Source organism: Planctomonas deserti, assembly GCF_003067705.1.
GTDB lineage: Bacteria > Actinomycetota > Actinomycetes > Actinomycetales > Microbacteriaceae > Planctomonas > Planctomonas deserti.
The window spans coordinates 126,962-153,715 of record NZ_QANL01000003.1 but is presented as its reverse complement, the minus strand read 5'-3'; the positions used below and the strand labels follow the sequence as shown (position 1 = coordinate 153,715).

Here is a 26,754-nt window from a genome sequence, read left to right as displayed (position 1 = left end):
CAACGCTACTCCGCGGCTCCGGTGAATCCCCCGGCCAGCACGACGTCGGCGAGCTCTCGCGGGTGCTCACGCTCGGCGAACCGGCGCTCCTGGATCGCCCAGCGCTCCCAGTACGGTGCGTACAGGTCCCCGTCCCGGGCCAGCGCCCGCCGCCTGCGCTCCGCCGCGTCCAGCTCCAGCCAGACGCCGAGGGTGGCGAGCGCGCGGTTGGCGCGGCTGAGGCTGCCGCAGCCCTCGACGATCAGCGGCAGGGCGGGATCGAGGTCGTGCCACTCCCCCGGGCGCTCCGCCTGCCAGTCCCAGCGCCGCCAGCGCGGATGCCGTCCCGTGAGGGTGTGCTCGCGCACGTGCTCCGACGCCGCCGCGAGGCCGTCCCAGCCCGGGTACACGTCGTCCAGCCGCACCAGCGACACCGCGCCGGGCCACGCCGCGACCAGGGCGGTCGCCAGCGTGCTCTTGCCGGAACCCGACCCTCCGTCGATGAGCACGACCGGCCGCACCGAGCCGGCCAGCGCTGCCGCGAGGACCCGCTCCACCGCCCCGCCCATCCGAAGCTCGGCCCGCGCGTCAGCGGCCAAGGAAGTTCCACGTCCCGGCGGCGACGGCCGCGGCGATGGCACCACCGGCGATGACGAGGGTCCAGGCGAGGAGCACGGCGTCGCCCCGCCCGAGGGTGGACGGTCGCGCCCAGGTGCGCTGGTTCGACGCGCCGAAGCCGCGCGCCTCCATGGCGGTCGCGAGCTTGCTCCCGCGCCGGATGGAGAGCACGAGCAGGGCGAACGCCTGCCCGGCGAAGCGGCGCAGCCGCCCCTGATCCGCGACCCCGCGCGCGCGGCGCGCCAGCTCGAGCGAGCGCCAGTCCTGCACGAACAGCCCCACGAGTCGGAGTCCGGCGAGCGCGCCGAGGACGAAGCGGCTGGGCAGGTGGGCGATCTGACCGAGACCGTCGGCGAGATCGGTCGGGTCGACGGTGACGAAGAGCACGATGGCCGGCAGGCCGATCGCGAGCACGCGCAGGAGCGTCGCGAGGGCGAGCTCGAGCGAGCCGTCGGACACCGTCGCGAGCGCGAACGTGAAGTGGATCTCGCCGCCGACCCTGCCGTAGAGCGCAATGGTCGCCGCGGCACCGGGGGCGGCGATCCACACCGGAAGGGTGCGCAGCAGGAAGGTCCGGGGCCGGAGCCCGGCCGCGAGGAACAGCGGGATCTCGAGCAGCAGCGCGACGGTCGCGGAGACCCAGTCGAGTGATAGCACGAGCGCAATGCTGAGCACGAGCGCACAGCCGAGCTTCGTGACGGGGTTGATCCGGGCGGCGCCCGCCCCGACCCTTCCGCTGGCGAGGGCGGTCATCGCCGTCGCCCCTGTGAAACCGCGGTAGGAGAAGCAGCGGTGGCAGCAGGTACCGCGGGTGCCGCCGTCAACCGCAGCTCGTGGTCCGCGAGGGCCTTCACGAGGAGGTGGTCGTGGGTCACGGCAACGACGGCCGACCCGTCGTCGAGGAGCTCGGCGAGGATGCCGACGAGCTCCCGCCAGGTCCGCGAGTCCTGCCCGAACGTCGGCTCGTCGAGCACGAGGACGTCCGGGCGGGTGGCGAGCACGGTGGCGACCGACAGCCGGCGCTTCTCGCCCCCGGAGAGCGTGAACGGGTTGGCGTCCGCCAGCCCGGCGAGGCGCAGCCGGTCGAGCAGCGCGTCCACCCGCTCGGCGATCTCCGACGCGGGCAGGCGCAGGGCGGCCGGCCCGACCTCCAGCTCCCGCCGCACGGTGGGCGCGAGGAACTGATGCTCGGGGTCCTGGAACACCGTGCCGATGCGGGTCAGCAGTTCCCGGGATCGCCACGCGTGCGGAGCGACTCCCGCACCGCGGGCGAGGGCGGCGGTCGCGCGCAGGCTCCCGCCGGCGGGCTTCAGCAGCCCGGCTAGCGTGAGGCCGAGGGTGGACTTCCCCGCGCCGTTCGGGCCGGTGACGGCGAGCGCGGTGCCCGCCGCGAGCGCGAAATCGATGCCCGACGCGACGGCACGGCCGGGGACGCGGGCGACCGCGAGCCCGTCCGCTCCGAGGAGGGCGTCCCCCGTCCGGATGCCGGGACGCCGCGGCATCCCGGGCAGCTCGTCCGTCACCCAGACGCCGGACTCCGCGAGCCGCGCCCCCTCCCGGCCGAGGACGTCGTCGGGCCGGCCGTCGGCGAGCACCCCGCCGCCGGGCTCCAGCACGACGACCCGATCCACGAGGCCGCGCCAGACGTCGACGCGGTGCTCGACGACGATCAGCGTCGCGCCCGTCGTCTCGGTCACCCGGCCGACGGCGTCACGGACCTCGCGCACGCCGTCCGGGTCGAGGTTGGCCGTCGGCTCGTCCAGCAGCAGCAGCCCCGGGCGCATCGCCAGCACCCCCGCGAGGGCGAGGCGCTGCTTCTGACCGCCGGACAGCTCGGCGGTGGGGTGGCCGAGCGGCAGGTCGAGCCCGACGTCGGCGAGGGCACGGGGCACGCGACGCCAGATCTCGTCCCGCGGCACGCGCAGGTTCTCGCAGCCGAAGGCGACGTCGTCACCGACCCGGGACAGGATCACCTGCGAGTCGGGGTCCTGCAGCAGGAGTCCCGCCCGCCCGCGGGCCGCCTCGGGAGGGCCGCCGTCGAGGACGAGGGAGCCCGCGGTCTCCCCCTCGTCCTCGCCGCCCAGCACACCGGCGAGAGCGTGCAGCAGAGTCGACTTGCCGGCGCCGCTCGCTCCGAGCAGGAGGATGCGCTCCCCCGGCTGGACGTCGAGGTCGAGGCCGCGCACCGCCCAGCTCGAGCGTCCCGCGTGCCGCCAGCCCCAGCCGCGCGCGCGTACCGCCGCCCCGATGGTTCCCATGGTTGCTCGCTCCTGCCCGCGTCAGCGCCGGGCGGACGCCTCGCGACCGGAGGCGAAGCGGTTGAGCGCCCCTGTCCTCGCAAGTCCCCGCGCGGCCAGCCAGGACAGCAGCCCGGCGATGAGGGCTCCCGAGATCAGCGCGGCGACCACGTAGATGACGGCGAAGGTGCCGCTCGCACCGGCGTAGTAGAAGATCAGGTCGTTGACGGCCAGGGCGAGGCCCGCTCCCATGCCGGCGAGCACGGCGACGTAGAGCCGCCAGTTCGCGTACAGGAACAGGGCGAACACGATCTCCGCGCCGAGCCCCTGAACGAGGCCGGAGAGCAGGGTCGACGCGCCCCACTGGTTGCCGACCAGAGCCGACACCGCCGCGGCGAGCAGTTCGCCGTACAGGGCGGCGCCGGGCTTGCGGATGACGAGGCCGGTCAGCACCCCGGCGAAGAGCCAGCCGCCGCCGAGAAGGGCCTGGAGGCCGGGGAGCGCGAGCTCCAGCGGGGCGCTCAGCGGGTTGTACGCCGCGTTCCAGACCAGGAAGAGCAGCCCGGAGGCGACGCCGAGCACGCTGGCCACGACGATGTCGACGACGCGCCAGCGTCGGCGACCGCGCGAGGAGGCGGTGGTGGCGGGGGGAAGGACGGTGGTGTCGTGCACGATTCGTGCCCCTTTCGAAAGAAAAAGCGGGCACGGGTACAGTCGCCGGCATCGGACCGGCAACTGGTCAGAGAATCATCTCCCTGCGCTGGCATGATCCAGATCAGGTTCGACGGTCGAAGATTGGGTATCTTCCTCTCAGCCCGGCTCACCGGACTCCCGTGTTCGGCACCAGTGTACGCGCCCGGCGCCCCCGCGGGTCGCGGCCGGACGGCCCGTCCGCCGACGCGGTCGCTGAGCCCACACGGTCGCTGAGCCCGCCGAAGCGGCGCGAGGCGGGTTCCGTCCCTTCGACGAGCTCAGGGACAGTGGACGCCGAAGCGACGAGAGGCACACGACGTCCCTTGCACGAGCTCAGGGACCGTGGGCTCGGGTCAGGCGCTCTTGCGGCGCGTCGGCTTCTTCGTCGGCTCCGCCTCGTCCGCGGACTCGTCCTTCGTAGCCGGGGTCTTCTTCGCGGCGGCCGTCGGCTTCTTCGCCGGGGCGCGCTTCTTCGGCGCGGGCTTCTCGGCCGGCTTCTCGTCGGCATCCGCGTCGTCAGCGTCGTCCGCAGCCTTCGCCGTGGATCCCCGGGTCGACTTCGCGGCCGGGGTGGCGCGGTTGCTCTCCACGCTCCGGCGCAGGGCCTCCATGAGGTCGAGCACCTCGCCGCCCTGGTCGGACTCTGTCTCGCCGAAGGTCGCCTCGGTGTCGTACGCGTCGCCCTCGGCGAGCTTCGCGTCGATGAGCTGCCGCAGCTGCGCCTGGTACTCGTCGGTGAACTTCCCGGGCTCGAAGTCGCTCTCGAAGCTCTTCACGAGCTGGGACGACATCTCGAGCTCACGCGACGAGGTCTTTACCTTCTCGTCGAGCGACGGGAACTTGGCCTCGCGCACCTCGTCCTCCCAGAGCAGGGTCTGCAGCACGAGCACGTCGCCGCGTACGCGCAGGGCGGCGAGCCTGGTCTTCTGCCGCAGCGCGAACTGAACGATCGCCGTGCGGTCGGTGCGGGCGAGCGTGTCGCGCAGCAGCACGTAGGCCTTCGGTGACTTCGAGTCCGGCTCCAGGTAGTAGCTCCGGTCGAACATGATGGGGTCCACCTGTTCGGTGGGCACGAACTCGACGACGTCGATCTCGCGGCTGCGCTCCTCGGGCAGCGACTTGAGGTCCTCGGGCGTGAGCACGACCGTGCGGTCGCCGTCGTCGTACGCCTTGGCGATGTGCTCGTAGTCCACGACGTTGCCGCAGATCTCGCAGCGCCGCTGGTAGCGGATCCGCCCGCCGTCCTGGTCGTGCACCTGGTGCAGGCTCACGTCGTGATCCTCGGTCGCGCTGTACAGCTTCACCGGCACGTTCACGAGGCCGAACGTCACCGCGCCCTTCCAGATGGATCTCATACGTCCAATGATGGAGTGTTATGGCGGGAAAAGACGAGCAGGTCGTGACGATCGACGGCCACCGTCTGACCCTCACGAACCTGAGCAAGGTCCTCTATCCGGAGACCGGCACCACCAAGCGTGACGTCATCGCCTACTACGCCGCCATCGCACCGCACCTCATCCCGCATGCTCGCAACCGCCCGGTGACGCGGAAGCGCTGGGTGCACGGGGTGGGCAGCGAGCGCGAGCCCGGACAGGTCTTCTTCCAGAAGAACCTCGACAACTCCGCGCCGGACTGGGTGCCGCGCGCATCCCTGCAGCACAGCAAGGGCACCTACGACTACCCCCTCGTCAACGACCTCGCCACGCTGACCTGGCTCGCGCAGATCGCGTCGCTCGAGATCCACGTACCCCAGTGGCAGTTCGGCCGCACCGGCGCCCCGCGTAATCCCGACCGCATGGTGCTCGACCTCGACCCGGGCGAGGGCGCCGGGCTGCCCGAGTGCGTCGAGGTCGCCAGGCTGGCGAGGCGCATCCTCACCACCATGGGGCTCGACCCCTACCCGGTCACGAGCGGCAGTAAGGGCATCCACCTGTACGTGGCCCTCGACGGTCGCCAGACCTCCGACCAGGTGTCCGCCGTCGCCCACGAGCTGGCCCGGGCGCTCGAAGCCGACCACCCCGACCTCATCGTCAGCGACATGAAGAAGACGCTGCGCGCCGGCAAGGTGCTGGTGGACTGGAGCCAGAACAACGGCAAGAAGACGACCATCGCGCCGTACTCCCTGCGCGGTCGGCACCGGCCCACGGCCGCGGTGCCGCGCACCTGGGAGGAGCTCGACGACCCGGACCTCCGGCACCTCGACTACCGGGAGGTCATGGCCCGGATGGAGGGGCGGGAGGACCCGATGGCCGCCGTCGAGTCTGGCGGGCTAGCCGCGCTCGAGCCGACCCGGGAGCACCTCGACCGCTTCGACGCGACCACGGAGTCCCGCGATCGCCTCGCGAAGTACCGCAGCATGCGGGACAAGAACCGCACGGCCGAGCCCGTGCCGGACGAGGCGCCCGGTCCGTCCTCGGGTCACTCGTTCGTCGTGCAGGAGCACCACGCCCGCCGGCTGCACTACGACTTCCGGCTGGAGCACGACGGGGTGCTCGTGAGCTGGGCCGTGCCGAAGGGCCTGCCCACCGACCCGAAGCAGAACCACCTGGCGGTGCAGACCGAGGACCACCCGCTCGAGTACGGCACGTTCGAGGGCAGCATCCCCGAGGGCGAGTACGGCGCGGGCGAGGTGACCATCTGGGAGGCCGGCGAGTACGAGGAGGAGAAGTGGCGCGACGGCCGTGAGGTCATCGTGACGCTGCACGGCACGAAGGGCGAGTCCGGCATCGGCACCGAACCGCGCCGGTACGCGCTCATCCACACGAACGGCACCGGTGGGCCGAACAACTGGCTCATGCACCTCATGGAACCCGCGGGCACCACGGCGCACGGTGGCCGGTCCTCCTTCGGGCACGCCACGTCGCGATCCGAGGCAGCACCGGAGCCGTCGGAGCGGGAGAAGCGACCGGAGCCGCTGGAGCGGACGGAGCCGCCGGAGCCGCAGAAGCGGCCGACGCCTGCACCGGCCCGGGTCCGCGACCTGACCCCGATGTCGGCGTCGCTCGGCTCGCTCGCCGACGTCACGGACGACGAGGAGTGGGCATTCGAGATGAAGTGGGACGGCATCCGCGCCCTCGCCTACGTCGAGGACGGCCGAGTGCGCCTGGTCAGCCGCAACGGCAACGACCTGACGGCCGCCTATCCGGAGCTGGCCGAGCTCGGCGCCCTGCTGCCCGGCCGCAGCGCGGTGCTCGACGGCGAGATCGTCGCCCTGCATCAGGGGCGGCCCGACTTCGGCAGGCTGCAGCTGCGGATGAATCTCACCCGCGCCGCGGACATCGAGCGCGCGCGGTCGCAGCAACCCGTGCACTTCCTGCTCTTCGACCTGCTCGAGGAGGACGGGGAGTCGCTCCTCGATCGCGGCTACGACGAGCGGCGGGAGGCCCTGTTCGCGCTGCTCTCGCCGCCGCCGCGCTCCGTCGTGCAGATCCCGCCCGCCTTCGAGGGCGACCTCGACGCGGCGATGGCGAGCAGCCGGGCGCTGCGGCTGGAGGGGATCATGGCGAAGAAGCGCCACAGCACCTACGCCGCCGGGCGGCGCTCGCGCGCGTGGGTGAAGCTCAAGCACAGCAGTCACCAGGAGGTCGTGATCGCCGGCTGGAAGCCGGGAAAGGGCCGCCGGGCGAGCAGCGTCGGCTCTCTCCTCCTCGGGGTGCCGAGCGACGACGGGTTGCGGTACGTCGGCCGGGTGGGCACCGGCTTCCGCGAGGCGGAGCTCGAGGACCTCGTGCCGCGCCTGACCCGGATGGAACAGGAGTCGTCCCCGCTGTCCGATGTGCCGAGGGTGGACGCGGCCGGTGCCCGCTGGGTCACACCGACGCTCGTCGGTGAGGTGGAGTTCGCGGAGTGGACGTCGACGGGACGGCTGCGGCAGCCGAGCTGGCGCGGCTGGCGGCCGGACAAGGACCCGGCAGACGTGGTCGAGGAGCGCCTTCCGGGCTGAGCGGCAGCCCGGTTGGCACCGCGGCCGAGTTGAGCAGTGCGAGCACGTGCCTGCCGAGCCGGGCCGCGGCCCTGAGAACACCGTGACCCCGGCTGCCGCCCGCCCTGATTCTTTCGGGCCTGATCACTGTGCTGAGGGCCGCCCTCTTGTGGGGGCATCCCGCCGTGGATACCCTGACCCCACAAACGAAGTCCGGCGCGCGGAGGGTTCTCAACGCATTATTGGAGAGTGCCAGCGGAACGGACCGCACGTCACGACTTCGGGGGGGACGATCGTGAGCCGGCACATCGGACCCCAGCACGAAGCGAGCGGGTTTGCCTGTCCCACCCCAAAGTGGAGCGGCGGGTAAGTGTCAATGTCGACAGACGAACCCGCTCGTCGTGCTGATTCCGCTGTCCCTTCGAACGCGCCCCGCCCATGGTGGGACCGTTTTCGTTACCCCTGTACCCTCGAATCGTGAGATTCGCGCACCTCGTCGCCGGAAACGGCGCCCCTCCCCGTCTGGCCGTGCTCATCGACGAGGAGTCGGCGGTCTTCCTCGACGAGATCCTCGAGGACGCGCCGCGTGACCTGCAGGACCTCATCGAGCGGGGCCCCGCCGAGGTGGACCGCGTGCGTGCGTTCGCCGACCGTGCCCGCGGTTCCGGGATGAGCGCCACAGCCACCGCCGAGGTGGAATTCGCGTCCGCCGTGCTCCGGCCGCCCGCGATCTACGCCGTGGGCCTCAACTACCGGGCGCACGCGGACGAGCTGAACATCGTCTCGACGTCCGCGCCCACCGTCTTCGCGCTCTGGCCGAACTCCCTCGCCGGGCACGAGGGCGTCACCGAGTGGCCGCGCTCCCTGAGCACCGAGGTCGACTACGAGGTGGAGCTCGGCGTTCTCATCGGCACGCCGGCCTGCAACGTGAGCGTCGACGACGCCCTCTCCCACGTGTTCGGCTACACCGTGGTCAACGACATGACCGCACGCGACCTGCAGTTCTCCGAGCAGCAGTGGAGCCGGTGCAAGAGCTTCGACGGCTTCACCCCCACCGGGCCCGTCGTGGTCACAGCGGACGAGGTCCCCGACCCGCAGAACCTGCGCATCAGCACCGACCTCGACGGCGAGCGGATGCAGGACGGCAACACCGCTGAGATGGTGCGCACGGTGGCGCAGCTCATCTCGTTCCTCTCCCGCTCCGCGACCCTGCAGCCGGGCACGCTCATCTCGACGGGCACCACGAGCGGCGCGGGCTACTCGCGCGACCCGCAGGTGTTCCTCGTCGACGGCTCCACGGTCACGGTGACGGTCGAGGGCATCGGCGAGCTGACCACTCACACCCGGGTGACCCGGGCGTAGGGTCGGACGATGAGCGACGCCTCGAACATCGACCCCATCCACGACCACTCCATCCCCGGTGACGCGGACTTCACCGCGGAGGACGACGCCAACGAGGACACCGCTGTCGGCCGATCCGGATCCGACTCCGAGGAGAAGGACGGCGGCGTCTCCTAGGCTTGTCGGCAGTACTCGTTCGACACGATCGGAGCATCGCATGACTCGATTCCTCTTCCTTCTCGGCGCCGCGATCGGGTACGTCCTGGGCGCCCGCGCCGGCCGCTCCCGCTACGAGCGCATCCGGCACACCGCCGAGGACCTCTGGGAGGACCCCCGCGTGCAGAAGGGTGTCTCCGACGCTCAGCGCTTCGTCACCGAGAACGCCCCCGTCGTGCAGGAGCGGGTGACCGAGGTCGCGAAGGACGTGTCGGCGAAGGTTGCCGAGACCGCCAAGGACGTGGGTGAGCGGGTGAGCGAGACCGCGAAGGACGTGGGCGAGCGCGTCGCGGAGAGCACGAAGGACGTGTCGTCGCGACTGAGCGACACCGCCCGCGAGGTGAGCGAGCTGCTCGCCGGTCGCGCGCGATCGGTGGCGGACACCGTGAGCCACACCGCCGAGGACCTGCGGGACCGGGTCGTCGAGACGACGACGGACGCCCGCACGAAGGTGACGGAGACGGCCGAGGACCTGCGCCAGCGCAGCAGCGACGCCGGCGCGAAGGCCGTGCTCTCGGCCAGCGAGCGACGCGACGACGCCCTCGCCGAGCTCGACGACGACCTCGACGAGGATCTCGCGAAGGACGACGACGTGAACACGGACGCGGTGTTCGTCGCGGACGAGGACGGCACCGTGGTGATCGACCACGACGACCGCCCCGCCTCCTGACCCGGAACCCCTCCCGGTCCCGTCCCTCCCTGCACGTCCCGGATCCCTCCTGGGCCGTGCCCGCTCCTGGCCCGTTCCGAATTCAGGTTCAGTTGCGACACGCCGCGTTTGAGCCGGTCCCGAACGCGGCGTGTCGCAGCACAGCCTGAATCGTGAACCCTGCGGATTCGGAACCCGGCGGGGCGGAGCGCGGCGGATGCTGAACCCGGCCGACGCTGGACCCGGCGGGGCGGAGTGCGCCGCGGCTACTCGTCGCCGCTGCTGAACTCGATGTCGCCGGACGGGGCCGTGCCCGCCGCCTCCCCTGCGCTGGCGTCGCCCCGCGCTGCTGTCGGACTCGCGCCGCCCGCCGAGGCGCCACTCAAAGCCGCGTCACCCGAGGCCGCAGCGGCGGACGCCTTCTCCGCGTGCCGGGCGTTGTACTCGTCCAGCATGGCGGGAGTGATGACTGTGATCGCCGCCGTGACGGGCTCGAGGCCGGCGAGTCGGTCGGTCGCCAGCAGCTTGTCCGCCTGCTCCCGCGACATGAGCCCGGAGTCGACGACGAGCTCGCTGATGCTCGCGTTCGTCAGCAGCGCCTTCTTCGCCAGCGCGGACGCCTCGGCGTAGCCGATGTACGGCGCGAGGGCCGTCACGACACCGACCGACGTCTCCACCTGGGCGGCGAGACGCTCCGTGTTGGCCGTGATCCCGTCGATGCAGTTCACCCGGAGCGTGCGCATCGCGTGCCGCAGCCAGGACACGGACTGCAGCAGGCTGTGCCCGATCACGGGCTCGAACGCGTTCAGCTGCAACTGCCCCGCCTCCGCCGCCATGGTGACGGTGACATCGGTGCCCGCGATGGCGAAGGCCACCTGGTTCACCGCCTCCGGAATGACGGGGTTCACCTTGCCCGGCATGATGCTCGAGCCGGCCTGCCGCGGCGGCAGGTTGATCTCGCCGAGACCCGCCTGGGGTCCCGACGAGAGCAGCCGCAGGTCGTTGCAGATCTTCGACAGCTTCATCGCGGAGCGCTTGAGGGCGCCGCTCACCGTCATGAACACGCCGGCGTCGCTCGTGGCCTCGATGAGGTCGGACGCGGTGACCAGCCGGAAGCCGCTGATCTCGCCGAGGTGGCCGCGCACCGCCGCAGCGTAGTTGGGGTCGGCGGTGATGCCGGTGCCGATGGCCGTGGCACCGAGGTTGATCTCGCCGAGCAGAGGCAGGGTCTCGGAGAGCCTGGCGTGGTCCTCGCCGAGCGTCGTGCTGAAGCCGCGGAACTCCTGGCCCAGCGTCATCGGCACGGCGTCCTGCAGCTGCGTGCGACCGATCTTGAGGATCGACGCGAACTCGACGCCTTTGGCCGCGAAGCTCTGGCGCAGGAGGTCCAGCTCGACCAGCAGGGTCTGCAGCGACAGGCACAGCGCGATCTTCAGCGCCGTCGGGTAGGTGTCGTTCGTCGACTGGCTGCGGTTGACGTCGTCGAGCGGATGCAGGTGGCGGTACTCGCCCCTGCCGTGCCCGAGCAGTTCGAGGCCGCGATTGGCGATCACCTCGTTGGCGTTCATGTTGGTGCTCGTGCCCGCGCCGCCCTGGATCACCCCCACCACGAACTGGTCGTGCAGTTCGCCGGCGAGGATCTCTTCGCACACGTCGTCGATCACCTGCGCCTTCTCCCGGCTCAGAACGCCGATCTCGGCGTTGGCCCGGGCCGCCGCCTGCTTCACCATGGCGAGGCTCCGCACCAGCTCGGGGTAGACGCTGATCGGGCGCCGGGCGATCGGGAAGTTGTCGAGGGCCCGGGCGGTGTGGATGCCCCAGTACGCGTCGGCGGGCACCTCGAGACTGCCCAGCGAATCCGTCTCGGTGCGGGTGCGACCGTGGTCCGCCGCCTGCGTCGGAGAGGGGGAAGGGGGAAGGCTCACGCACGCTCCGATGCTCGAAGATCCTGCCGGTCGGCGCCTCCGACTGTACTCGCCGCAGGGCGGTCGCCCACCGGCGGGGATGCCCCCGAGAGGCCCCGGCAACCGGCCCTGCCCCGGACGGGACGGCGGGGATACCCTGAGGGCATGGAGAGAGAATTCGATCCGGACGCCAACGAGGAACGCCCCGTGCCGCTCGTCGAGGACGAGGAACTTCCCGTGGCTCCCGCAACCGTCGATCCTGACGAGCGCATCGAGGACGACCCCGACGTCGACCCCGAGGCCCCGCTGTCCGCCACCCTGCCCGACTGACCGCCCGCGCCCCGCGACGCCCACGCCGCTCGCCCCCAGCCGTGTCCCTCGCCGCCGAGGTCCTGCTTCTCGAGTGGGAGGCGTCCGCCCAGCGCCTCGACGAGCGATGTCGAGGGCTGACCGACGCCGAGTACCTCTGGTGCCCCGTGCCCGGGTGCTGGAACGTCGAGCCGGACCCGGAGGGCTCGGGACGATGGACCTACCCCTACGAGTTCGCCCCCGCCCCGACCGCTCCCCTGACGACCATCGCGTGGCGGCTCGTGCACGTCACCGCGGGGAACTGGATCTACTGGGAGCACGCCTTCGGCCCCGGCACCCGGACCTTCCCGGACCTCGACGTGCCGTCCACCGCACGGGCCGCACTGGCCGACTGGCGGTCGAGCCGCGCGCCCGTGACCCGCTGGCTGTCGGGAGCGGATGACTCCGCGCTGCTGCAGCCGCGCCCGTCGCACCTCGGAGATCCGCTGCCCGCGGTCGAGGTCGTCCGCATCCTGATCGACGAGCAGGTGCACCACGGCGCCGAGGTGGCCCTGCTGCGTGACCTGTACCTGCGCCGGGACGAGCTCCGCGGTCCGGGCGTGAAGAAGGATCAACCCGAACGATAGGACGCCGCATGGCCGTGGCGTAGCGTTGACGGACTTCTCGACCTAGCGAATGGAGCCCCGGCATGAAAAGACTCATCCTCCTCATCGGACTCGGCATCGGATACGTCCTCGGCAGCAAGGCCGGCCGCGAGCAGTACCGCAAGATCAAGACGACCGCGAGCAAGACCTGGCAGAGCCCCGCCGTGCGCAGCGCTGCGGAGAAGGTCGAGGCTTTCGTGGGTGAGAAGGCGCCGGCCCTCGGCGGCGTCGCGCACACCGTACTCGGCGGTGGCGGCAGCAGCAGCACGAGCGGCAACGGAAGCAGCACCTCGGCATCCGGCGGGTCGTACACGGCTCCCGGCGCCGGCAGCACCGACACGGGCTTCAGCGAGACCGGATCGAACACGGCCGGCTCGACCCTGGGCGACCCGGTGTCCGACGCCGACCTCAAGTTCGACACCGACCTCGGCACCGAGGGCGAGCGCCCCGCCTAGCCGATCGTCAGCGCCGCGCCATCCTCGTGACGATCGCCCCGTCCGTTCTCGGACGGGGCGATGGTCATGAGATCTGGTGAATGGTGAAGCTCGTGAGGAAACCGATGGTGGCGAGCAGGCCGGTGAGCGCCCGCGCCCTGTCGAACGCCTCCGGGATCATGGTGTCGCAGATCATGGCGAGGATGGCGCCGGCCGCGATGGCGTTGATGACGGCCGTCAGGTCCGGGCTCGCCGTGTCGAGCAGGGCGAAGCCGAGCAGCGAGGCCACCGCGCAAGCGAGGGCAATGCCCGCCCAGAGCAGCACGACGTACCGCAGGCCGCGTTTGTCGCGCTTGAGGTCGGCCGTGCTCGCGAGCCCCTCCGGGATGTTCGAGATGAAGATCGCCGCGAGGATCGGCACGCTCACCCCGCCACCGCCGACCATGCTGAGCCCCAGCACCGCGCTCTCCGGCACCCCGTCGAGCAGGGCGCCGACCGCGATGCCCGTTCCGGACCCGGACGACCCCTCGCCCGTGCGCTCGCGCTTGCGCGCGCCGATGCGATCCAGCGCGATGTTCGCCGACACGTACGCCACGGCGCCGGCCAGGAAGCCGACGACGGTGGGGGTGGTGCCGCCGGTCTCCTCCGCCTCGAGCACGAGGTCGAAGGCGAGCGCGGAGATGAGCACGCCGGAGCCGAAGGCCATGATGCCCGCGACGACGCCCCGTGGAACGTGCACGAACCACGCGATCGCCGCGCCGATCAGCAGCGCGCCCCCTGCAAGGGCTCCGGCGCCGAAGGCGCTCAGCCATTCCGTCACGCGATCCTTCTTCCCTTCGAGGCGGGCAGCGGTGAACCACCGGTGCCCGAGCCGACCGATCCGCCCCGGTCGTCCGGGGCGGCGCGAACGCGCGAGCTAGCCGATCAGGCTCTCGATGGGCCCACGGGCGAAGTACACGAGGAAGCCGGCGGCGACCACCCAGAGCAGCGGCGAGATGTGCCGCGCACGACCCGACAGGGCCCGCACGATCACCCAGGAGATGAAGCCGACGCCGATGCCGTTCGCGATCGAGTAGGTCAGCGGCATGACGATGATCGTGAGGAACACGGGCAGCGAGACCGAGAAGTCCGTCCACTGCACGTGCTGGATCTGGGACACCATCAGGGCGCCGACCACGACGAGGGCCGCGGCCGCGATTTCGAGCGGCACGACCTGGGTCAGCGGCGTGAAGAACATCGCGGCGAGGAACAGCAGGCCGGTGATGAGCGACGCGAGTCCCGTGCGGGCACCCTCGCCGATGCCGGCCGCGGAGTCGATGAAGATCGTGTTCGACGACGACGACGTGCCGCCGCCCGCCACCGCGCCGACGCCCTCGATGATGAGGCCGGAGCGCAGGCCCGGGAAGTTGCCGTTCTGGTCCGACAGGTCGGCGCCGCGGGCGAGTCCGGTCATGGTGCCCATGGCGTCGAAGAAGTTGGTGAAGACGAGGGTGAAGACGAGCATGATCGCGGCGAGGGCGCCGATCCGCTCGAACGCCCCGAAGCTGAAGGCGCCGACCAGCGACAGGTCGGGCAGCGACACGACGGCGTCCGGCAGCACGGGGGCGTTGAGGTTCCAGCCCGCGGGGTTCGTGCCCTGCGACGGCCCGACCCGGAAGATCGCCTCGGCGATGATGGCGATGACCGTGCTGACGAGGATCCCGATGAGCAGCGCACCCTTGACCCGGCGCGCCATGAGCACGCCCATGATGACCAGCGCGATCAGGAAGACCACGGTCGGCAGCGTCGCGATCGAGCCCTGGTCGCCGAGCTGCACGGGCGGCGACGCCACGCCGCTCGGACGCACGAAGCCGGCGTCGACGAGGCCGATGAACGCGATGAACAGGCCGATGCCCACGGTGATCGCCGTCTTCAGCTCCGCGGGGACGGCGTTGAAGATGAGCACCCGGAGGCCGGTGGATGCCAGGAGCACGATGATGAGGCCGTTGATGACCACGAGGCCCATGGCCTCGGGCCAGGTCACCTGGCCGACGACGCTCACGGCGAGGAACGAGTTGATGCCGAGTCCGGCGGCGATGCCGAACGGCAGGTTCGAGATCACCCCGATGAGGATCGTCATGACGCCCGCGGTGAGGGCCGTGACCGCGCTGACCGCACTCGCGGCGAGGTATCCGCCCTCGACGTCGGTCGCCGCCTGGTCGGGGCTGAAGCCGCCGATGATCAGCGGGTTGAGGATGACGATGTACGCCATCGTGACGAAGGTGACGAGACCTCCGCGCACCTCCCGGCTGAGGGTCGACCCGCGCTCCGTGTAGCGGAAGCGGCGGTCGAGGGCATCGGCAAGGGTGCGGCGCGGCCGCTCAGTCGTCGAGATGATCTGCTCCAACGGGAAGAGGGCGGAGGGGATTCGCGGGCGGAGGCGCCTGCGGCAAGCCTATTCCGGGCGTGCTCGGGTTTACGCCACCGGGGGCGGGGGCGCGAGTGCGGCGGGGATCAGCCGCCGTGCAGCGCGGGGACGATGAGGTACACCCCGTACAGCACGGCCAGCCCGCAGAGGCCGAAGCAGATCGAGCCGGCGATCGTCGCCGCCTGGGGCCGGATGCCCGTGACGGAGACCTTGCGGCCCTCCTCGTCGTACTCCGTGCCTACGGCGAGCAGGCGCACGCCGAGCGCGAAGAGCGCCGAGATGAGGCAGGCGGCCAGCAGCGAGGCGCCCGCGACGATGAGAAAAGCCATCCAGTCGATCATGCGTTCTGCTTGGCCTTCCGTGCCTTTGCCGTGGCCTTGCGCCCACGCACCGCCTTGCCGGCCTGATCGATCTCGATGGCGTTACCCGCGCCGACGCGGTGACGGCGGGACCACACGTAGATGAAGATGATGACGCCCGCGCCCAGGAACGCGTCGATGATGACGCCGGTCGGCCCGATCGAGGCGATGAGGGCCGCGACACCGCCGACGGCGGCGGCCGCCGGAAGGGTCAGCAGCCAGCCGATCATGATCTTGCCGACCATGTTCCAGCGCACGGACGAGCCGCGGCGGCCGAGGCCAGAGCCGATGACGGAGCCGGATGCCACCTGCGTCGTGGAGAGCGCGAAGCCCAGATGCGAAGACGCGAGGATCGTGGAGGCCGTCGACGACTCGGCGGCGAAGCCCTGGGCCGGCTTGACCTCGGTGAGGCCGGAGCCCATGGTGCGGATGATGCGCCAGCCGCCCATGTAGGTGCCGAAGGCGATGGCGAACGCGCACACCGCGATCACCCAGAACTGCGGGCCGGTGCCCACCGTCTGGAAGCCGCCGGAGATCAGCACGAGCGTGATGACGCCCATGGTCTTCTGCGCGTCGTTCGTGCCGTGCGCGAGCGCGACGAGGGACGACGTGAAGATCTGGCCGGTGCGGAAGCCGCCGCGCTCGTTGGGGCCGACGGAACGGCGCGTGATGGCGTAGGCGATCTTCGTGGCGGTGAAGGCCACGACGCCGGCGATCACGGGAGCGAGGAGGGCCGGGAGGATGACCTTCGACATCACGACGGCGAAGTCAATGGACTGCGTGCCGATGCCGACCAGGGCCGCGCCGATGAGCCCGCCGAACAGCGCGTGGCTGGAGCTGGACGGGAGCCCGCGCAGCCAGGTGATGAGGTTCCAGGTGATGGCGCCGATCAGGCCGGCGAAGATGACCTCGGGCGTGATCTGCACGCCGCCCTCGCCCTCGCGGATGATCCCGCCCGAGACGGTCTTGGCGACCTCGGTGCTCAGGAACGCGCCGACGAGGTTCAGGATCGCAGCGACCGTGACGGCCACCTTGGGCTTCATGGCTCCCGTGGCGATCGGGGTGGCCATGGCATTCGCCGTGTCGTGGAAGCCGTTGGTGAAATCGAACACCAGGGCCAGCAGAACGACCAGCACGACGATGAACGCGAAGTCCATTACGTGGTCTCAGACTGTGAATACATCGTGGCCGATACTAGTGCCGCGTGAACTGCCGGTGAACCTTCGGGGGCGACGGGCGGGGGCCGTGCAGACTTGAGGTGCGCGCGCGGACGGTCCGGCGGAAGGGGACGGCATGGCGGAGAACCACCGCAAGAAGGACGGCAAGAAGCAGAAGAAGAACGCCGGGAAGGGCGCGCGGCCCGAGCGGACCACGGGCAGGCAGGGCGTGTTCGCCGTTGCCGACGAGGTGCGCCCGGAGTCCGTCGAGGAGCTGCGCGCCCGGGCGCGTCGGCTGGGCCTCACCGGCTACTACCGGCTTCGCAAGGCGGACCTGCTCGAGCGCATCCAGGAGGGTGAGACGCTCACCCGCGTGTGAGTCCCGCAGGGCCGACCCCGCCGGCGACCGTGTCCGCCGTGCGGTCGCGAACGCGAGCGGGTCAGGCGGGGAGGACCACCGAGGAGTTGTCGGGCCCGAAGGAGAAGCTGGCCTCCACGTACTCGCCGGCCAGGGCCGCGGGCAGCCAGTGCTTCGCGTCGTCCCACATCGACCCGAGCGGGATCTCGTCGATGGCGAACCACTCCGGTGCCAGCTCGTCCGACTCCCGTTCGACCCCGGCCCAGCTGCGGGTCACGAACACCGACGACTGCTGACTCCAGGCGGGCCGGTGCGGGAACAGGTAGGTCAGCACGCCGCGGGCGGCCAGGTCGGCGACCTCGACGGCGAGACCCACCTCCTCGAGCACCTCCCGCGTCATAGCCTCCCGGATGCCCTCGCCGGGCTCGACCTTGCCGCCGGGCGCCACGTACTTGCCGAGGCCGAGGCCCTTCTTCTTCCGGCCGAGCAGCACCTCGTCGCGCCCATCGGCCCGACGACGGATCAGGTAGCAGACGCAGACCTGCGGCAGACTCACGGGCGGGGACTCACAGGTGCGGGACGAACCGCTGCCATGCCCTGCGACGGCCCGACCGCGGATCCGACTCGACGCGGTCGACGGTGTCGATGATGAGCGTGCTTCGCGCCTCCGGCTCGTAGGCCGGCCAGCTCTCGTCCACCGTGCCGTCGTGGGCGAAGGACAGCCAGGCGCGCCGCATCCGCTCCCCCGCCGCGACGAAGGCCCGGCGACCGCCGAGCGTCGTGATCGCCCGGCCGAACCACTCGTCCATCCGGTCGAACAGCGCGAAGAGCTCGAGCCCGTGCGTCGCGTCGTACCCCGCGAGGCGCAGCAGCCGCGGCGCGATGTCGAAGCGGTAGAAGTACACGGGGGCGAAGCGGGCGTGCCGCTCCGCAACCTTGACGCTGGGGAACCAGAAGGCGTAGTCGCCGCCGAAGTCCAGGGCGGCGCGCCGGCGCGGGAGGCCGGGGTACTGCGCCTCGATCTCCCGTCGCGCGTCCGGGTCGGTGCGCGCGAACACCGCGGCGATGCGCTTCGGCGTGGTTGCGAGGATGTCGAGTCGCTTGCGGAACAACGATCCCTCGCGGTCGTTGGTGCCGATGATGAGCGGGACGGGCGCGGCACGCCCCGCCTTGAACGCGTCGAGCGGTCGTTCGGGCAGGAAGTCCCCGTCGATGACCGGGCAGAGGCTAATCGTGCCCGGGTACTCGTCCGGCGTGCGCAGCATGATCGCGTCCGTGACCTCGACGAGCCGGGACCACGGGGAGCCGGTGAGGAGCTCGACGGCACGAGCGGTGTCGGTCTCCTCCTCCCCCGGCTTCGCGCCGTCGAGCGCGGCGACGAACTCGCCGGCCCAGTGCGCGGTGAGCTCGGCCGGGTAGACGGCGTTCGGCGGGGGGCTCTGCGCGATGGCTCGCGCGAACAGGCCGCCCGCGGCGGGAACCGCGAGCAGGGTCGTCACGGCGTTGCCGCCCGCGGACTCGCCGAAGATCGTCACGTTGTCCGGGTCGCCGCCGAAGGCGCGGATGTTGTCCCGCACCCACTCGAGCGCGGCCACCTGGTCGCGGAGCCCGAGGTTGCTCTCGATGGGCCGCTCCTGGGTGGAGTACCTGCTGAAGTCGAGGTAGCCGAGCGCCCCGATGCGGTAGTTGAAGCTGACGTAGAGCACGCCGCCCTGCCGGACGAGGGCCTCGCCCTGCTGGGGGAACTCCCGGGAGGAACCGACGCTGTAGGCGCCGCCGTGGATGAACACCATGACCGGCCGCAACTGCGCCGCGCGCACGGCCGCGGAGGCGCTCGGCGACACACCGGCCGGGGCGATCACGTTGATGGTGAGGCAGTCCTCCCCCATGGGCGTGCCCTCCGGGGCACCCAGGAAGGCGCCCTTTCGCGACTGGGGCGCGACCTTGCCGAAGGAGTCGCCGAAGCGCGCGCCCACCCAGGGCACGACGGGCTGCGGCGCGCGGAAGCGCAGGTCCCCCACCGGCGGTGCCGCATAGGGGATGCCCCGCCAGGCGTCGACGGCCCGCTCCCGGACGCCGCGCACAACCCCGCCGGTCACCTCGACATCCAGCTCCGACGGGAGGTAGCTCATGGCGAGAGAAGTCACCGTCCGATGGTAACGGCCGTTAACCGGGGAGTCGGCTGCAGGCCTCCTCCCGGACACGTGAGGGTCAGGAGGGCCCCATGTCCCGCGCGTGATCGACGGCGGCCTCGATGCCTCCGCGCCACGGCTCGCCGTGCCCGGGCAGCACGACGGACGCATCCGTCGCCGCCAGCGCGTCCAGCGTCATCAGCGCCTCGACGCTGTCGGCCGTCGCGGCGCCCGACACGATCTGCGGCCCCGTAACGCCCGTGTACGGATCGAGGGTCACGAGGGCATCCCCGCTGATCAGCGTGTCGCGGTCGGGGAAGTGCAGTGCACAGTGCCCGAAGGTGTGCCCCGGCGTGAACACGACGCGCGGGCGGCCGGGTACGTCGGCCGTCGCCCCGGGTTCCCAGGTGCGCAGTCCCGTGATCCCCTCGACGTTGAGAGCGCCGGCCACGGCCATCCGGCCGAGGATGGGGATCGAGCCCGGGTGCAGGATCGGGTAGAGGAAGCGATTGTTCTCGTGCGCGTAGCGGTACGGGTGCTCCGCGATGTACTCCTCCTTCGCGTGCGCCCACACCGGCACGCCGAGCTCGCTCTGCGCCCGCCGCGCGAAGCCCAGGTGATCGAAGTGGGCGTGCGTCAGCGCGATGGCCGTGATGTCGGCCGGGTGCCGCTCGAGCACCGCAAGTGCCCGGAGCAACAGGGGCCAGGTGGTGGGCAGCCCGGTGTCGACGAGCGTGAGGGCGTCCCCGTCCTCGACCAGATACAGGTTGACGAACGCGTGCTCCAGCCGGTGGATGCCGGGAGCCACGTTCTTCGTGAAGACCGGCTGTCCGCGCCTCGGCCGGCCCGCTCGGCCGCTCGCCGCACCCCCGGCCCGTCCGCCGTCGTTCGATGCGCTGCCCGCCGTGTCGCCGCCGTTGTCCCAAGCCATGAGCTCTGCCTTCCGCGTGTGGTGTCGAGTTGGCGTCAACGCTACGCGCGTGCTCGCCGCGGGTCGCGGGCGTGGCGTCTCCACGGAGGCCGGGTCAGGGTGACCCCTAGGCTTGAGGCATGTCGAACACGCAGGACAACGGCAAGGACGAGCGCGAGGCCGAGCAGCACGCCGCACAGGGCGAGGGCTCCACCGCGTATGCCGAGCGGATCACGGGCGAGCGCGACGAGAAGGATCCGGACGGGCTGGTCACGCTGGACCAGGTGCCCGCGGGCGAGGACCTGGGCGAGGCCGGCGACGCTCCCCTGGCCGACCTCAACCGGCCCGGGAACCTGTACGGCACCCAGGAGTAGACCGCCCTAGGCGGCGCGCCGCCGAAGGCCGGTCCTGGCAGTTTCCCCACCCGGGGCTATTGGGGCATCCGACGCTCTACCGGGGCCGCTGGCGTGGGCGTAGTGTGCCGCCATGACCAACAACGAACCGCTTAGCGGAAACCTCAATGATGATGGACACGCGAACGGCACCGCTTCATCGGCGGCCCACCCGGTAGACGCCCAGGATCTCAAGACCAGCGGCGAATCCACCGGCCAGTACGACGACGTCGACTTCACCGGCAGCGGCGGCCACCATGCTGGAGCGGACACCGCTGGAGCAGACACCGCGGGGGCGGGCACCGATGCGTTCGGCGCCGGAACTGCGGGTGTCGGCGACGGTACGACCGGACTGACCACCGGAGCGGCCGGAGTCGGCAGCACTACCGGCGCCACGCACGACGCGACCGTCGGCTCCACCGGAAGCATCGGAAGCACCGGAGGCAGCAACCTCGGCGACCTCGGCGACCCGGCGCATCCCTTCGATCAGACGAACGGGATCGTCGAGGGGCTCGAGGGCAACTCCGACGAGGCGGACACCGGCGACACCACCCTTCCCTGACCCCGATTGCACGCGAAAGCGGCGCCCGTCCTTTCGAGGGACGGGCGCCGCTTCCGTTGTTCCGGGTCGCGGTGCGGCTCGCTAGAGCTCGACGGTCTCGTTCTCGCCGCCCTCGAAGCGCTCGCCCTTGTTCTTCGCCTTCACGAAGCTCAGCGCGGTCGCGATCTTGCCGGGCGTGTCCCAGTACTCGGCGGAGTCGGCGGACACCTTCAGCAGGCGCAGGCCGGGCGACTCGGGTCCGTCCGGGAACCAAGCCTCGAGCGCGGGGTTCCACAGCTCCTTGGCCTTCGCACGGTCGTCGAGCACCTCAGCGTGGCCGGAGACCGACACCCAAGCGCCCGACGAGCTGAAGGAGACGTTCACCTTGGTGGTGGCGCCGATCTCGGCGGTCTTGTGCGAGTCCGCGTCGGTCGCGAACCACAGGTCGCCGTCGAACTCGACCTCCTGCACCGCCATGGGCCGGCTCACCAGCGAGCCGTCGGGCTCCACCGTGGTCAGCATGGCCGTGCGGATGTCCTTGATCAGTTCCCCGACCTTCTTCACCGCGTCGTCGTGAGAGATCATGTCGTCGTTGCTCATCTGGCTCCTCCTCGCTTGGTCGTTCGTGTGCGTTCCGTTCGACGCTACGCCGATGCGCCACGGCCCCCAGCGACCCCACAGCGATCCCTCAGGAGGGAGAGCCCGCGGGGCGTATCGGCCACTGTCACGACACACTCCATCCGGTCCCTGAGCTTGTCGAAGGGACGCAACACCTACGGTCCCTGAGACTGTCGAAGGGACGCAACACACACGGTCCCTGAGCTTGTCGAAGGGATGCACCGACACCCCGTCGCGACCCCTCCTCCACACCCTCCTTCTCTCACTCTCTATCCACAAATGTCCAGGTCAGAAAGGGAATGTCGGTGGTCGGTGAGACCATAGACGCATGAACAGCCCGACCCTCGCGGACTTCACGGAGGCGGTCTCGACCGCGGTACCCGTGGCGTCCCTGGTTGGCCAGAACGACGAGAACCTGCTCGCCCTCACCCGGCAGATCGAAGCGCTCGGCCGCTACGCCGACGCGCTCCGGGTGACGGCAGCGGGAGAGATCGCAGCGCGGTCCCGGACGGAGGACGGGCCTGCCGGGCTCGCCGCCCGGAAGGGCTGCCGCTCGGCGAACGAACTCCTGCAGCGCCTCACCCAGATCTCCGGCGCCACGGGCGCGTCCCGTCTCAGCCTGGCCGCACTGACGCGACCGGGCACGCCGATCTCGGGTGCTCCGATGCCGGCGAAGTTCGACCACGTTCGCGCCGCCCTCGAGACTGGCGAGCTCGGCGTCGACGCCGCGATCGCGCTGACCAAGAACCTCGCGCCGCTGCAGGATCGGGTGCACCCGGAGGCTCTTGACGCCGCCGAGAAGGAGCTCGTGGCCGCGGCGACCGGTACCTCGCCTGACAGCAGCGTCCCGGCGTCGGCGGACGAGATCCGCATCCAGGCGTCCGTCTGGCGGGCGACTCTCGACCCCGACGGGCTCGAGCCGGACGAGGAGCACGCGATGGCCAAGCGCGGCTTCCGCCTCGGCCACGAGCGCAACGGGCTCGTTCCGGTGTCCGGCGGGCTGCTACCCGAGGCGGCCGGGCGGGTGAAGCGACTGTTCGACGCCTACCTCACCCCCACCACGGCGCCGGCGTTCCTCAATGACGAGGAGCTCGCTGACAAGGATGCGGTTAGAGACCCGCGGACGAAGGACCAGCAGCGCCACGACATCCTGATCGGGGTCCTCGACGCGATGGCCCGAAGTGGCGACACCCCGACCGTCGGCGGGGCCGCGCCGACCGTGCTGGTCACCGTGCGCGCCGAGGACCTGGAGACCGGTGCAGGGTACGCGGACGGGGTCGAGTCGCCCCTGTCACCCACCACGGTGCAGCAGATGGTGTGCAGCGGAGGAACGCAGAAGGTTCTCATCGGCAGGAACGGCCGCATCCTCAAGCTCGGGTCGGCGGAGCGGTGCTTCACCGCACCGCAGCGTAGGGCCATCACCGCTCGTGACGGTGGCTGCCTCATCCCCGGCTGCTCGATCCCGGCGGGCTGGTGCGAGGTCCACCACGTGATCCCCGCCGCGGAGGGCGGGCCGACCCATCCGGACAACGGGGTTCTGCTGTGCTGGTTCCACCACCGCACGATCGACACCTCCGGTTGGGCCATCCGCATGCGCACCGGAGCACCCGAGGTGCAGGCGCCACCGTGGCTCGACCACACCCGCCGATGGCGCCCCGCGACGAAGAGCCGAACCGCCCTCGCCGCCCGAGTAAGCGGCCACCGTCCCTGAGCCCACCACGGTCCCTGAGCTTGTTGAAGGGACGCAAGGCGGTTCGGTCACGTCCCTTCGACAGGCTCAGGGACCGTGTGGGCGCGTCGGTCGAGACTGAGCGGGCGCCATCCCCTCGACAGGCTCAGGGACCGTGCGGAGCCGTCAACCGAGGCACCGCCGATCCGTCCCTTCGACAGGCTCAGGCCCCGTGCGGGGACAGCGCAGGGACTGAACCGGCGCCGCATCCGGAGGTAGTCGCCGCTGTGGGGCGGCGGGCGTAGCCTCGCTGCATGACCGACGACAGAGCACTCAACGACGGCGTGGACCAGAACGGCACCGCAGGGGTCGAAGCACACTTCTCGGAGCAGGACACCCCGCCCAGCACGGCGGCGGGCGTCGTCTCGGACGGCACCGCGACGGACAACCTCTTCGAGGGCGGACTGCCCGGCGAGGGCGGCGTGGATGACGCCGGCGAGACGGTCGCGGGCGACACCACCGTGCCCGGCGCGGACGCGTCGGCCGACGAGGGCGCAACGAGCGACGAGGCGGCCGACGACTTCGGTGACGGCGTCACGGAGATGGGTCACTCCTAGCCCTTTCCGCGGCTGCCCTGCGGACCACGGCCGCTCCACACCACGGCAACCGGTGGCCGCTCGCCGCACTCGGAGCACCTGCACAGGACCGCGCGTAGCCCCGGCAGGAGGCCCGGCGTAGCGTCGTTTCATGACTAAGGAAGATCGAAACGACGACGCGACCGGCGCAGAGTTCCTCCCCCGCTACGATCCGGCGAGCGAGACCGACACGCAGGCGAAGCAGGACACGCCGGTCGCCGAGAGCGGCGCTACCGACGATGTCGACACCGACGAGGTGAAGGTGCTGCCCGGCACCGGCGGACCCGACGACGTGGGCGAGGTCGAGGTCGACCCTTCGGAGCTCAACATGAGCGGCGACTCGATCCCGGGCCACCCCAAGCCCGGCGAGCCCGACCCGGCTGCGTCCTGACGCACCCCGCCCCACGGCCCGAACGACTCGCACGGCCCGCATGACTCGAACCGACAGCAGAACCACGGAAGGATCCCATGACTGACACAGGCGGCGTATTCACCGGCGGCGGCGACGACCAGTCCCGCGACATCGCGCGGGAGGACGCGGAGGCCAAGCAGACCGTCACGAACGATGCGGTGGCCGGCGAGACCGTGCTCCCGGGTGAGAGCGACGGCTACGACGACGGCGACGTCGACACCCTCGGCTCCGACGGCGCAACGGCCGTCGTGGGTGGCGGTGTCGGCCTGACCGGCGACGAGGGCGCGTCCGAGGATGACGGCGACCCCGACCTGCAGGACGAGGTCGACGACATGGACGACGACTCCGACGACGGCACCGCCGCGCCGGGCGACCTCGAGGCCGAGTTCCCGGACAGCGCGATCGGCGCGGACGGCACCTCCGGCGAGGGGGAGCCGATCCTCGCACCGAACGAGCTGCAGGGTCAGGACATCGACCTCGACGACGGCCAGTAGCGGTTTCCGCTCAGCGAAGCAGCCGGCGCGGGAACTCCGTTCTCAGCGCCTCCCACTGCCCTCCGCCCCTCACGGGAGCGGAGGGCAGTGTCGTTCTCCCCGCCGTCGACCGGCGACGCCCCAGCCGATCAGGGCCGCAGGAAGCCGTCCGCGACGAGATCCCGGACCCGCGGCAGCAGGTCCGCCAGAAGATCCGCGGGGTCGACCTCGAGGAGCTGCGCCACCGCCGCGATGATCGCGCCGACACTGAGGTCGCCGTCGCACGCGCCGACGAGCGCGGCGAGCCCGGTGTCCAGCCGGACGGAACGTCCGAAACCGCCGCCCTGCTTGAGCACGATGACGGTCGGATGCTCCTGGCCGGGCCAGTAGTGCCGCTCCTCCGTCACGTCGCCCGCCACGGTGAGGGATGCCGCGGCGAGCGCAGCGTCACTCCGGCCGGCAAGCCAGTCTCGGGCCGCGAGGCTGGCCGCGATGTGCTCACCGAGCCCGGACGCGTTGTGCCCCAGGGATCCGTGCACGCGCTCGAGCACGCGCATCGGCCAGGCGCCGCGTGCCGTGTTCTCCCGGGCGGCGCGCAGGGTCACGTATCCGAAGCCCACCGATTCGACCCCGCGAGCGTCGAAGTCCTCCAGCCAGGCCCCGTACAGCCGGTCGAACTCGGGGCCCGGGCGGGTGCCGCCATCGCGGATCCAGGTCTCCGCGTACTGCGCGGCGTCCTGCACCTCGCGTTCGAGGAACCATGCGTCGAGCCGAGTGCCGGTGAGCCACTCGCGGACCCGGTCGAACGCGTCGCGGTCCCGGTGGTACTCCCAGTTGCCGAGAAGCTGCGCCACCCCGCCGGGAACCAGGTGATCGGCGGCGCCGCGCACCACCTCGCGGACCAGGGCGTCGCCCACCATTCCCCCGTCGCGGTACTCGTACTCCGGCACGCCCTCGGCGCGCGGCGTGATCACGAACGGCGGATTCGAGACGATGTGATCGAAGCGCTCGCCCGCCACGGGCTCGTACAGGCTGCCGAGCCGGAACTCGATGCTCTCGACCCCGTTGAGTCGGGCGTTGAAGGCGGCGATGTCGAGGGCCCGCTCCGAGATGTCCGTCGCGACCACCCGGCGCGCGTGCCGCGCCGCGTGCAGCGCCTGGATGCCGCAGCCGGTGCCGAGGTCGAGCGCCGCGTCGACGGGCTCGCTCATCATGAGGCCGCTCAGCGTCGTCGAGGCGCCGCCGATGCCCAGCACGTGGTCCTCACGGAGGGCGCCGCCGGAGGCCAGCTCGCCCAGGTCCGAGGCGATCCACCACTCCCCCACACCGACCGTGTCCACGAATCCGTACGGGCGGAGGTCGACGGTCGCGCGCACGGACCCGCCCTCTCCCTGCGCGACGAGCCCGCCCTTCCGCGCGCCCGCCAGCCCGAGGGCGGGGAACGCCGCCGCGGCGGCCGCGGCGGGAACGGCGTCGCCGAGCAGGAACAGGGTGACGAGCGTGGCGAGCGGCTCGCCCGCGTGCGGCAGCAGCGCGCGCCGCGCCGGCACCCGCTGCGCCCGGCCGAGCGCCGCCTGGGCAGCGTCCCCGAGCAGCCGGCCGACCGCGTCGACGCCGAAGCGGGCCGCCATCAGGTCGGCGCGCAGGGCATCGGCGCACTCGAGGGACGGCGTCGGGTTCTGCTGTTCGGGTGAATTCACGCCCACTAGTCAACCCGATTCGGTGACCGGCACCGTTACCGTTGA

29 protein-coding genes and 1 riboswitch are annotated in these 26,754 nt (G+C 71.4%); of the genes, 14 read left to right on the top strand and 15 right to left on the bottom strand.

From position 1 onward, the window contains the following. Positions 1-5: 5 nt before the first annotated feature. From DAI20_RS11445 to ku, 5 genes are all read right to left on the bottom strand, one after another. Positions 6-578, bottom strand: coding sequence for a nucleoside/nucleotide kinase family protein (locus tag DAI20_RS11445; protein ID WP_240606047.1), 573 nt, complete (start codon positions 576-578; stop codon positions 6-8). Then, positions 568-1,350: an energy-coupling factor transporter transmembrane component T family protein gene (locus DAI20_RS11440; RefSeq protein WP_108250911.1), complete on the bottom strand. Its 783-nt coding sequence runs from the start codon at positions 1,348-1,350 to the stop codon at positions 568-570. The genes DAI20_RS11445 and DAI20_RS11440 overlap by 11 nt, the downstream gene beginning before the upstream one ends. Next, positions 1,347-2,855: an ABC transporter ATP-binding protein gene (locus DAI20_RS11435; protein ID WP_168927689.1), complete on the bottom strand. Its 1,509-nt coding sequence runs from the start codon at positions 2,853-2,855 to the stop codon at positions 1,347-1,349. Before DAI20_RS11435 ends, DAI20_RS11440 begins: the two co-directional genes overlap by 4 nt. 21 nt (positions 2,856-2,876) lie before the next feature. After that, on the bottom strand, positions 2,877-3,506 hold the full coding sequence (locus DAI20_RS11430) for an ECF transporter S component (protein WP_205781429.1): 630 nt from the start codon (positions 3,504-3,506) through the stop codon (positions 2,877-2,879). Between the two features lie 63 nt (positions 3,507-3,569). After that, a riboswitch (TPP riboswitch) is annotated at positions 3,570-3,679 on the bottom strand. A 201-nt stretch (positions 3,680-3,880) separates the two neighbouring features. Further along, on the bottom strand, positions 3,881-4,882 hold the full coding sequence (ku, locus tag DAI20_RS11425) for a non-homologous end joining protein Ku (RefSeq protein WP_108250909.1): 1,002 nt from the start codon (positions 4,880-4,882) through the stop codon (positions 3,881-3,883). Between the two features lie 20 nt (positions 4,883-4,902). Between ku and DAI20_RS11420 the strand changes: the two genes are divergently transcribed. From DAI20_RS11420 to DAI20_RS11410, 4 genes are all read left to right on the top strand, one after another. After that, on the top strand, positions 4,903-7,470 hold the full coding sequence (locus DAI20_RS11420) for an ATP-dependent DNA ligase (RefSeq protein WP_108250907.1): 2,568 nt from the start codon (positions 4,903-4,905) through the stop codon (positions 7,468-7,470). 456 nt (positions 7,471-7,926) lie between these two features. Further along, positions 7,927-8,811: a fumarylacetoacetate hydrolase family protein gene (locus DAI20_RS11415; RefSeq protein WP_108250905.1), complete on the top strand. Its 885-nt coding sequence runs from the start codon at positions 7,927-7,929 to the stop codon at positions 8,809-8,811. Positions 8,812-8,820: 9 nt separating this feature from the next. After that, a complete protein-coding gene (locus tag DAI20_RS18720; protein ID WP_168927688.1) occupies positions 8,821-8,967 on the top strand; it encodes a hypothetical protein in 147 nt (48 codons plus the stop codon). A 40-nt stretch (positions 8,968-9,007) separates the two neighbouring features. Continuing rightward, a complete protein-coding gene (locus DAI20_RS11410) occupies positions 9,008-9,676 on the top strand; it encodes a baseplate tail-tube junction protein (protein WP_108250903.1) in 669 nt (222 codons plus the stop codon). A gap of 245 nt (positions 9,677-9,921) precedes the next feature. Here the strand turns inward: DAI20_RS11410 and DAI20_RS11405 are convergent, their stop codons facing one another. After that, entirely contained in the window at positions 9,922-11,580 is a 1,659-nt protein-coding gene (locus DAI20_RS11405; RefSeq protein WP_108250901.1) for an aspartate ammonia-lyase, read from the bottom strand. A 144-nt stretch (positions 11,581-11,724) separates the two neighbouring features. On the opposite strand from DAI20_RS11405, the gene DAI20_RS18525 reads away from it, so the two are divergent. The 3 genes from DAI20_RS18525 (at position 11,725) to DAI20_RS11395 (ending at position 12,967) form a co-directional block, all read left to right on the top strand. Continuing rightward, complete coding sequence (locus DAI20_RS18525) at positions 11,725-11,889, top strand: hypothetical protein (protein ID WP_159085016.1); 165 nt, start codon at positions 11,725-11,727, stop codon at positions 11,887-11,889. Between the two features lie 41 nt (positions 11,890-11,930). Continuing rightward, positions 11,931-12,494, top strand: coding sequence for a DinB family protein (locus tag DAI20_RS11400; RefSeq protein ID WP_159085015.1), 564 nt, complete (start codon positions 11,931-11,933; stop codon positions 12,492-12,494). A 62-nt stretch (positions 12,495-12,556) separates the two neighbouring features. Further along, positions 12,557-12,967, top strand: a complete 411-nt coding sequence (locus tag DAI20_RS11395) for a hypothetical protein (RefSeq protein ID WP_108250897.1) — start codon at positions 12,557-12,559, stop codon at positions 12,965-12,967. A gap of 64 nt (positions 12,968-13,031) precedes the next feature. Here the strand turns inward: DAI20_RS11395 and DAI20_RS11390 are convergent, their stop codons facing one another. From DAI20_RS11390 to DAI20_RS11375, 4 genes are all read right to left on the bottom strand, one after another. Then, the gene (locus tag DAI20_RS11390) at positions 13,032-13,766 is read right to left on the bottom strand and encodes a ZIP family metal transporter (protein WP_108250895.1); all 735 of its coding nucleotides are present in this window, start codon (positions 13,764-13,766) and stop codon (positions 13,032-13,034) included. Between the two features lie 96 nt (positions 13,767-13,862). After that, positions 13,863-15,332 (bottom strand): NCS2 family permease, encoded by a 1,470-nt coding sequence (locus DAI20_RS11385; RefSeq protein ID WP_240606046.1) that lies wholly within the window; start codon positions 15,330-15,332, stop codon positions 13,863-13,865. Positions 15,333-15,439: 107 nt separating this feature from the next. After that, on the bottom strand, positions 15,440-15,682 hold the full coding sequence (locus tag DAI20_RS11380; protein WP_240606045.1) for a hypothetical protein: 243 nt from the start codon (positions 15,680-15,682) through the stop codon (positions 15,440-15,442). Between the two features lie 8 nt (positions 15,683-15,690). After that, a complete protein-coding gene (locus DAI20_RS11375; RefSeq protein WP_108250891.1) occupies positions 15,691-16,869 on the bottom strand; it encodes an inorganic phosphate transporter in 1,179 nt (392 codons plus the stop codon). Between the two features lie 136 nt (positions 16,870-17,005). Here DAI20_RS11375 and DAI20_RS11370 point away from each other — a divergent pair, with 136 nt between their 5' ends. Further along, positions 17,006-17,248 (top strand): Rho termination factor N-terminal domain-containing protein, encoded by a 243-nt coding sequence (locus tag DAI20_RS11370; RefSeq protein ID WP_108250889.1) that lies wholly within the window; start codon positions 17,006-17,008, stop codon positions 17,246-17,248. 61 nt (positions 17,249-17,309) lie between these two features. On the opposite strand, the gene DAI20_RS11365 is transcribed toward DAI20_RS11370, so the two are convergent. From DAI20_RS11365 to DAI20_RS11355, 3 genes are all read right to left on the bottom strand, one after another. After that, the gene (locus DAI20_RS11365) at positions 17,310-17,783 is read right to left on the bottom strand and encodes an 8-oxo-dGTP diphosphatase (protein ID WP_159085014.1); all 474 of its coding nucleotides are present in this window, start codon (positions 17,781-17,783) and stop codon (positions 17,310-17,312) included. A 10-nt stretch (positions 17,784-17,793) separates the two neighbouring features. After that, the gene (locus DAI20_RS11360) at positions 17,794-19,374 is read right to left on the bottom strand and encodes a carboxylesterase/lipase family protein (protein ID WP_240606044.1); all 1,581 of its coding nucleotides are present in this window, start codon (positions 19,372-19,374) and stop codon (positions 17,794-17,796) included. Between the two features lie 64 nt (positions 19,375-19,438). Then, positions 19,439-20,290 (bottom strand): MBL fold metallo-hydrolase, encoded by an 852-nt coding sequence (locus DAI20_RS11355; RefSeq protein ID WP_108250885.1) that lies wholly within the window; start codon positions 20,288-20,290, stop codon positions 19,439-19,441. Positions 20,291-20,409: 119 nt separating this feature from the next. Between DAI20_RS11355 and DAI20_RS11350 the strand changes: the two genes are divergently transcribed. Then, complete coding sequence (locus DAI20_RS11350; protein WP_108250883.1) at positions 20,410-20,643, top strand: hypothetical protein; 234 nt, start codon at positions 20,410-20,412, stop codon at positions 20,641-20,643. A 112-nt stretch (positions 20,644-20,755) separates the two neighbouring features. Further along, positions 20,756-21,223, top strand: coding sequence for a hypothetical protein (locus DAI20_RS11345; RefSeq protein WP_108250881.1), 468 nt, complete (start codon positions 20,756-20,758; stop codon positions 21,221-21,223). A gap of 81 nt (positions 21,224-21,304) precedes the next feature. Here DAI20_RS11345 and DAI20_RS11340 read toward each other — a convergent pair whose 3' ends face one another. Beyond that, the gene (locus DAI20_RS11340; protein ID WP_240606043.1) at positions 21,305-21,802 is read right to left on the bottom strand and encodes a pyridoxamine 5'-phosphate oxidase family protein; all 498 of its coding nucleotides are present in this window, start codon (positions 21,800-21,802) and stop codon (positions 21,305-21,307) included. 346 nt (positions 21,803-22,148) lie between these two features. Here DAI20_RS11340 and DAI20_RS11335 point away from each other — a divergent pair, with 346 nt between their 5' ends. The 4 genes from DAI20_RS11335 to DAI20_RS11320 all read left to right on the top strand — a co-directional run bounded on the left by DAI20_RS11335 (position 22,149) and on the right by DAI20_RS11320 (position 25,030). Beyond that, complete coding sequence (locus tag DAI20_RS11335) at positions 22,149-23,531, top strand: HNH endonuclease signature motif containing protein (protein WP_108250879.1); 1,383 nt, start codon at positions 22,149-22,151, stop codon at positions 23,529-23,531. 272 nt (positions 23,532-23,803) lie between these two features. Next, positions 23,804-24,106 (top strand): hypothetical protein, encoded by a 303-nt coding sequence (locus DAI20_RS18520; RefSeq protein WP_159085013.1) that lies wholly within the window; start codon positions 23,804-23,806, stop codon positions 24,104-24,106. Positions 24,107-24,236: 130 nt separating this feature from the next. Next, positions 24,237-24,515, top strand: coding sequence for a hypothetical protein (locus DAI20_RS11325; protein ID WP_240606042.1), 279 nt, complete (start codon positions 24,237-24,239; stop codon positions 24,513-24,515). 77 nt (positions 24,516-24,592) lie between these two features. Further along, a complete protein-coding gene (locus DAI20_RS11320; protein ID WP_108250875.1) occupies positions 24,593-25,030 on the top strand; it encodes a hypothetical protein in 438 nt (145 codons plus the stop codon). A 128-nt stretch (positions 25,031-25,158) separates the two neighbouring features. On the opposite strand, the gene DAI20_RS11315 is transcribed toward DAI20_RS11320, so the two are convergent. Beyond that, entirely contained in the window at positions 25,159-26,640 is a 1,482-nt protein-coding gene (locus tag DAI20_RS11315; protein WP_108251675.1) for a DUF7059 domain-containing protein, read from the bottom strand. Positions 26,641-26,754: the final 114 nt, after the last annotated feature.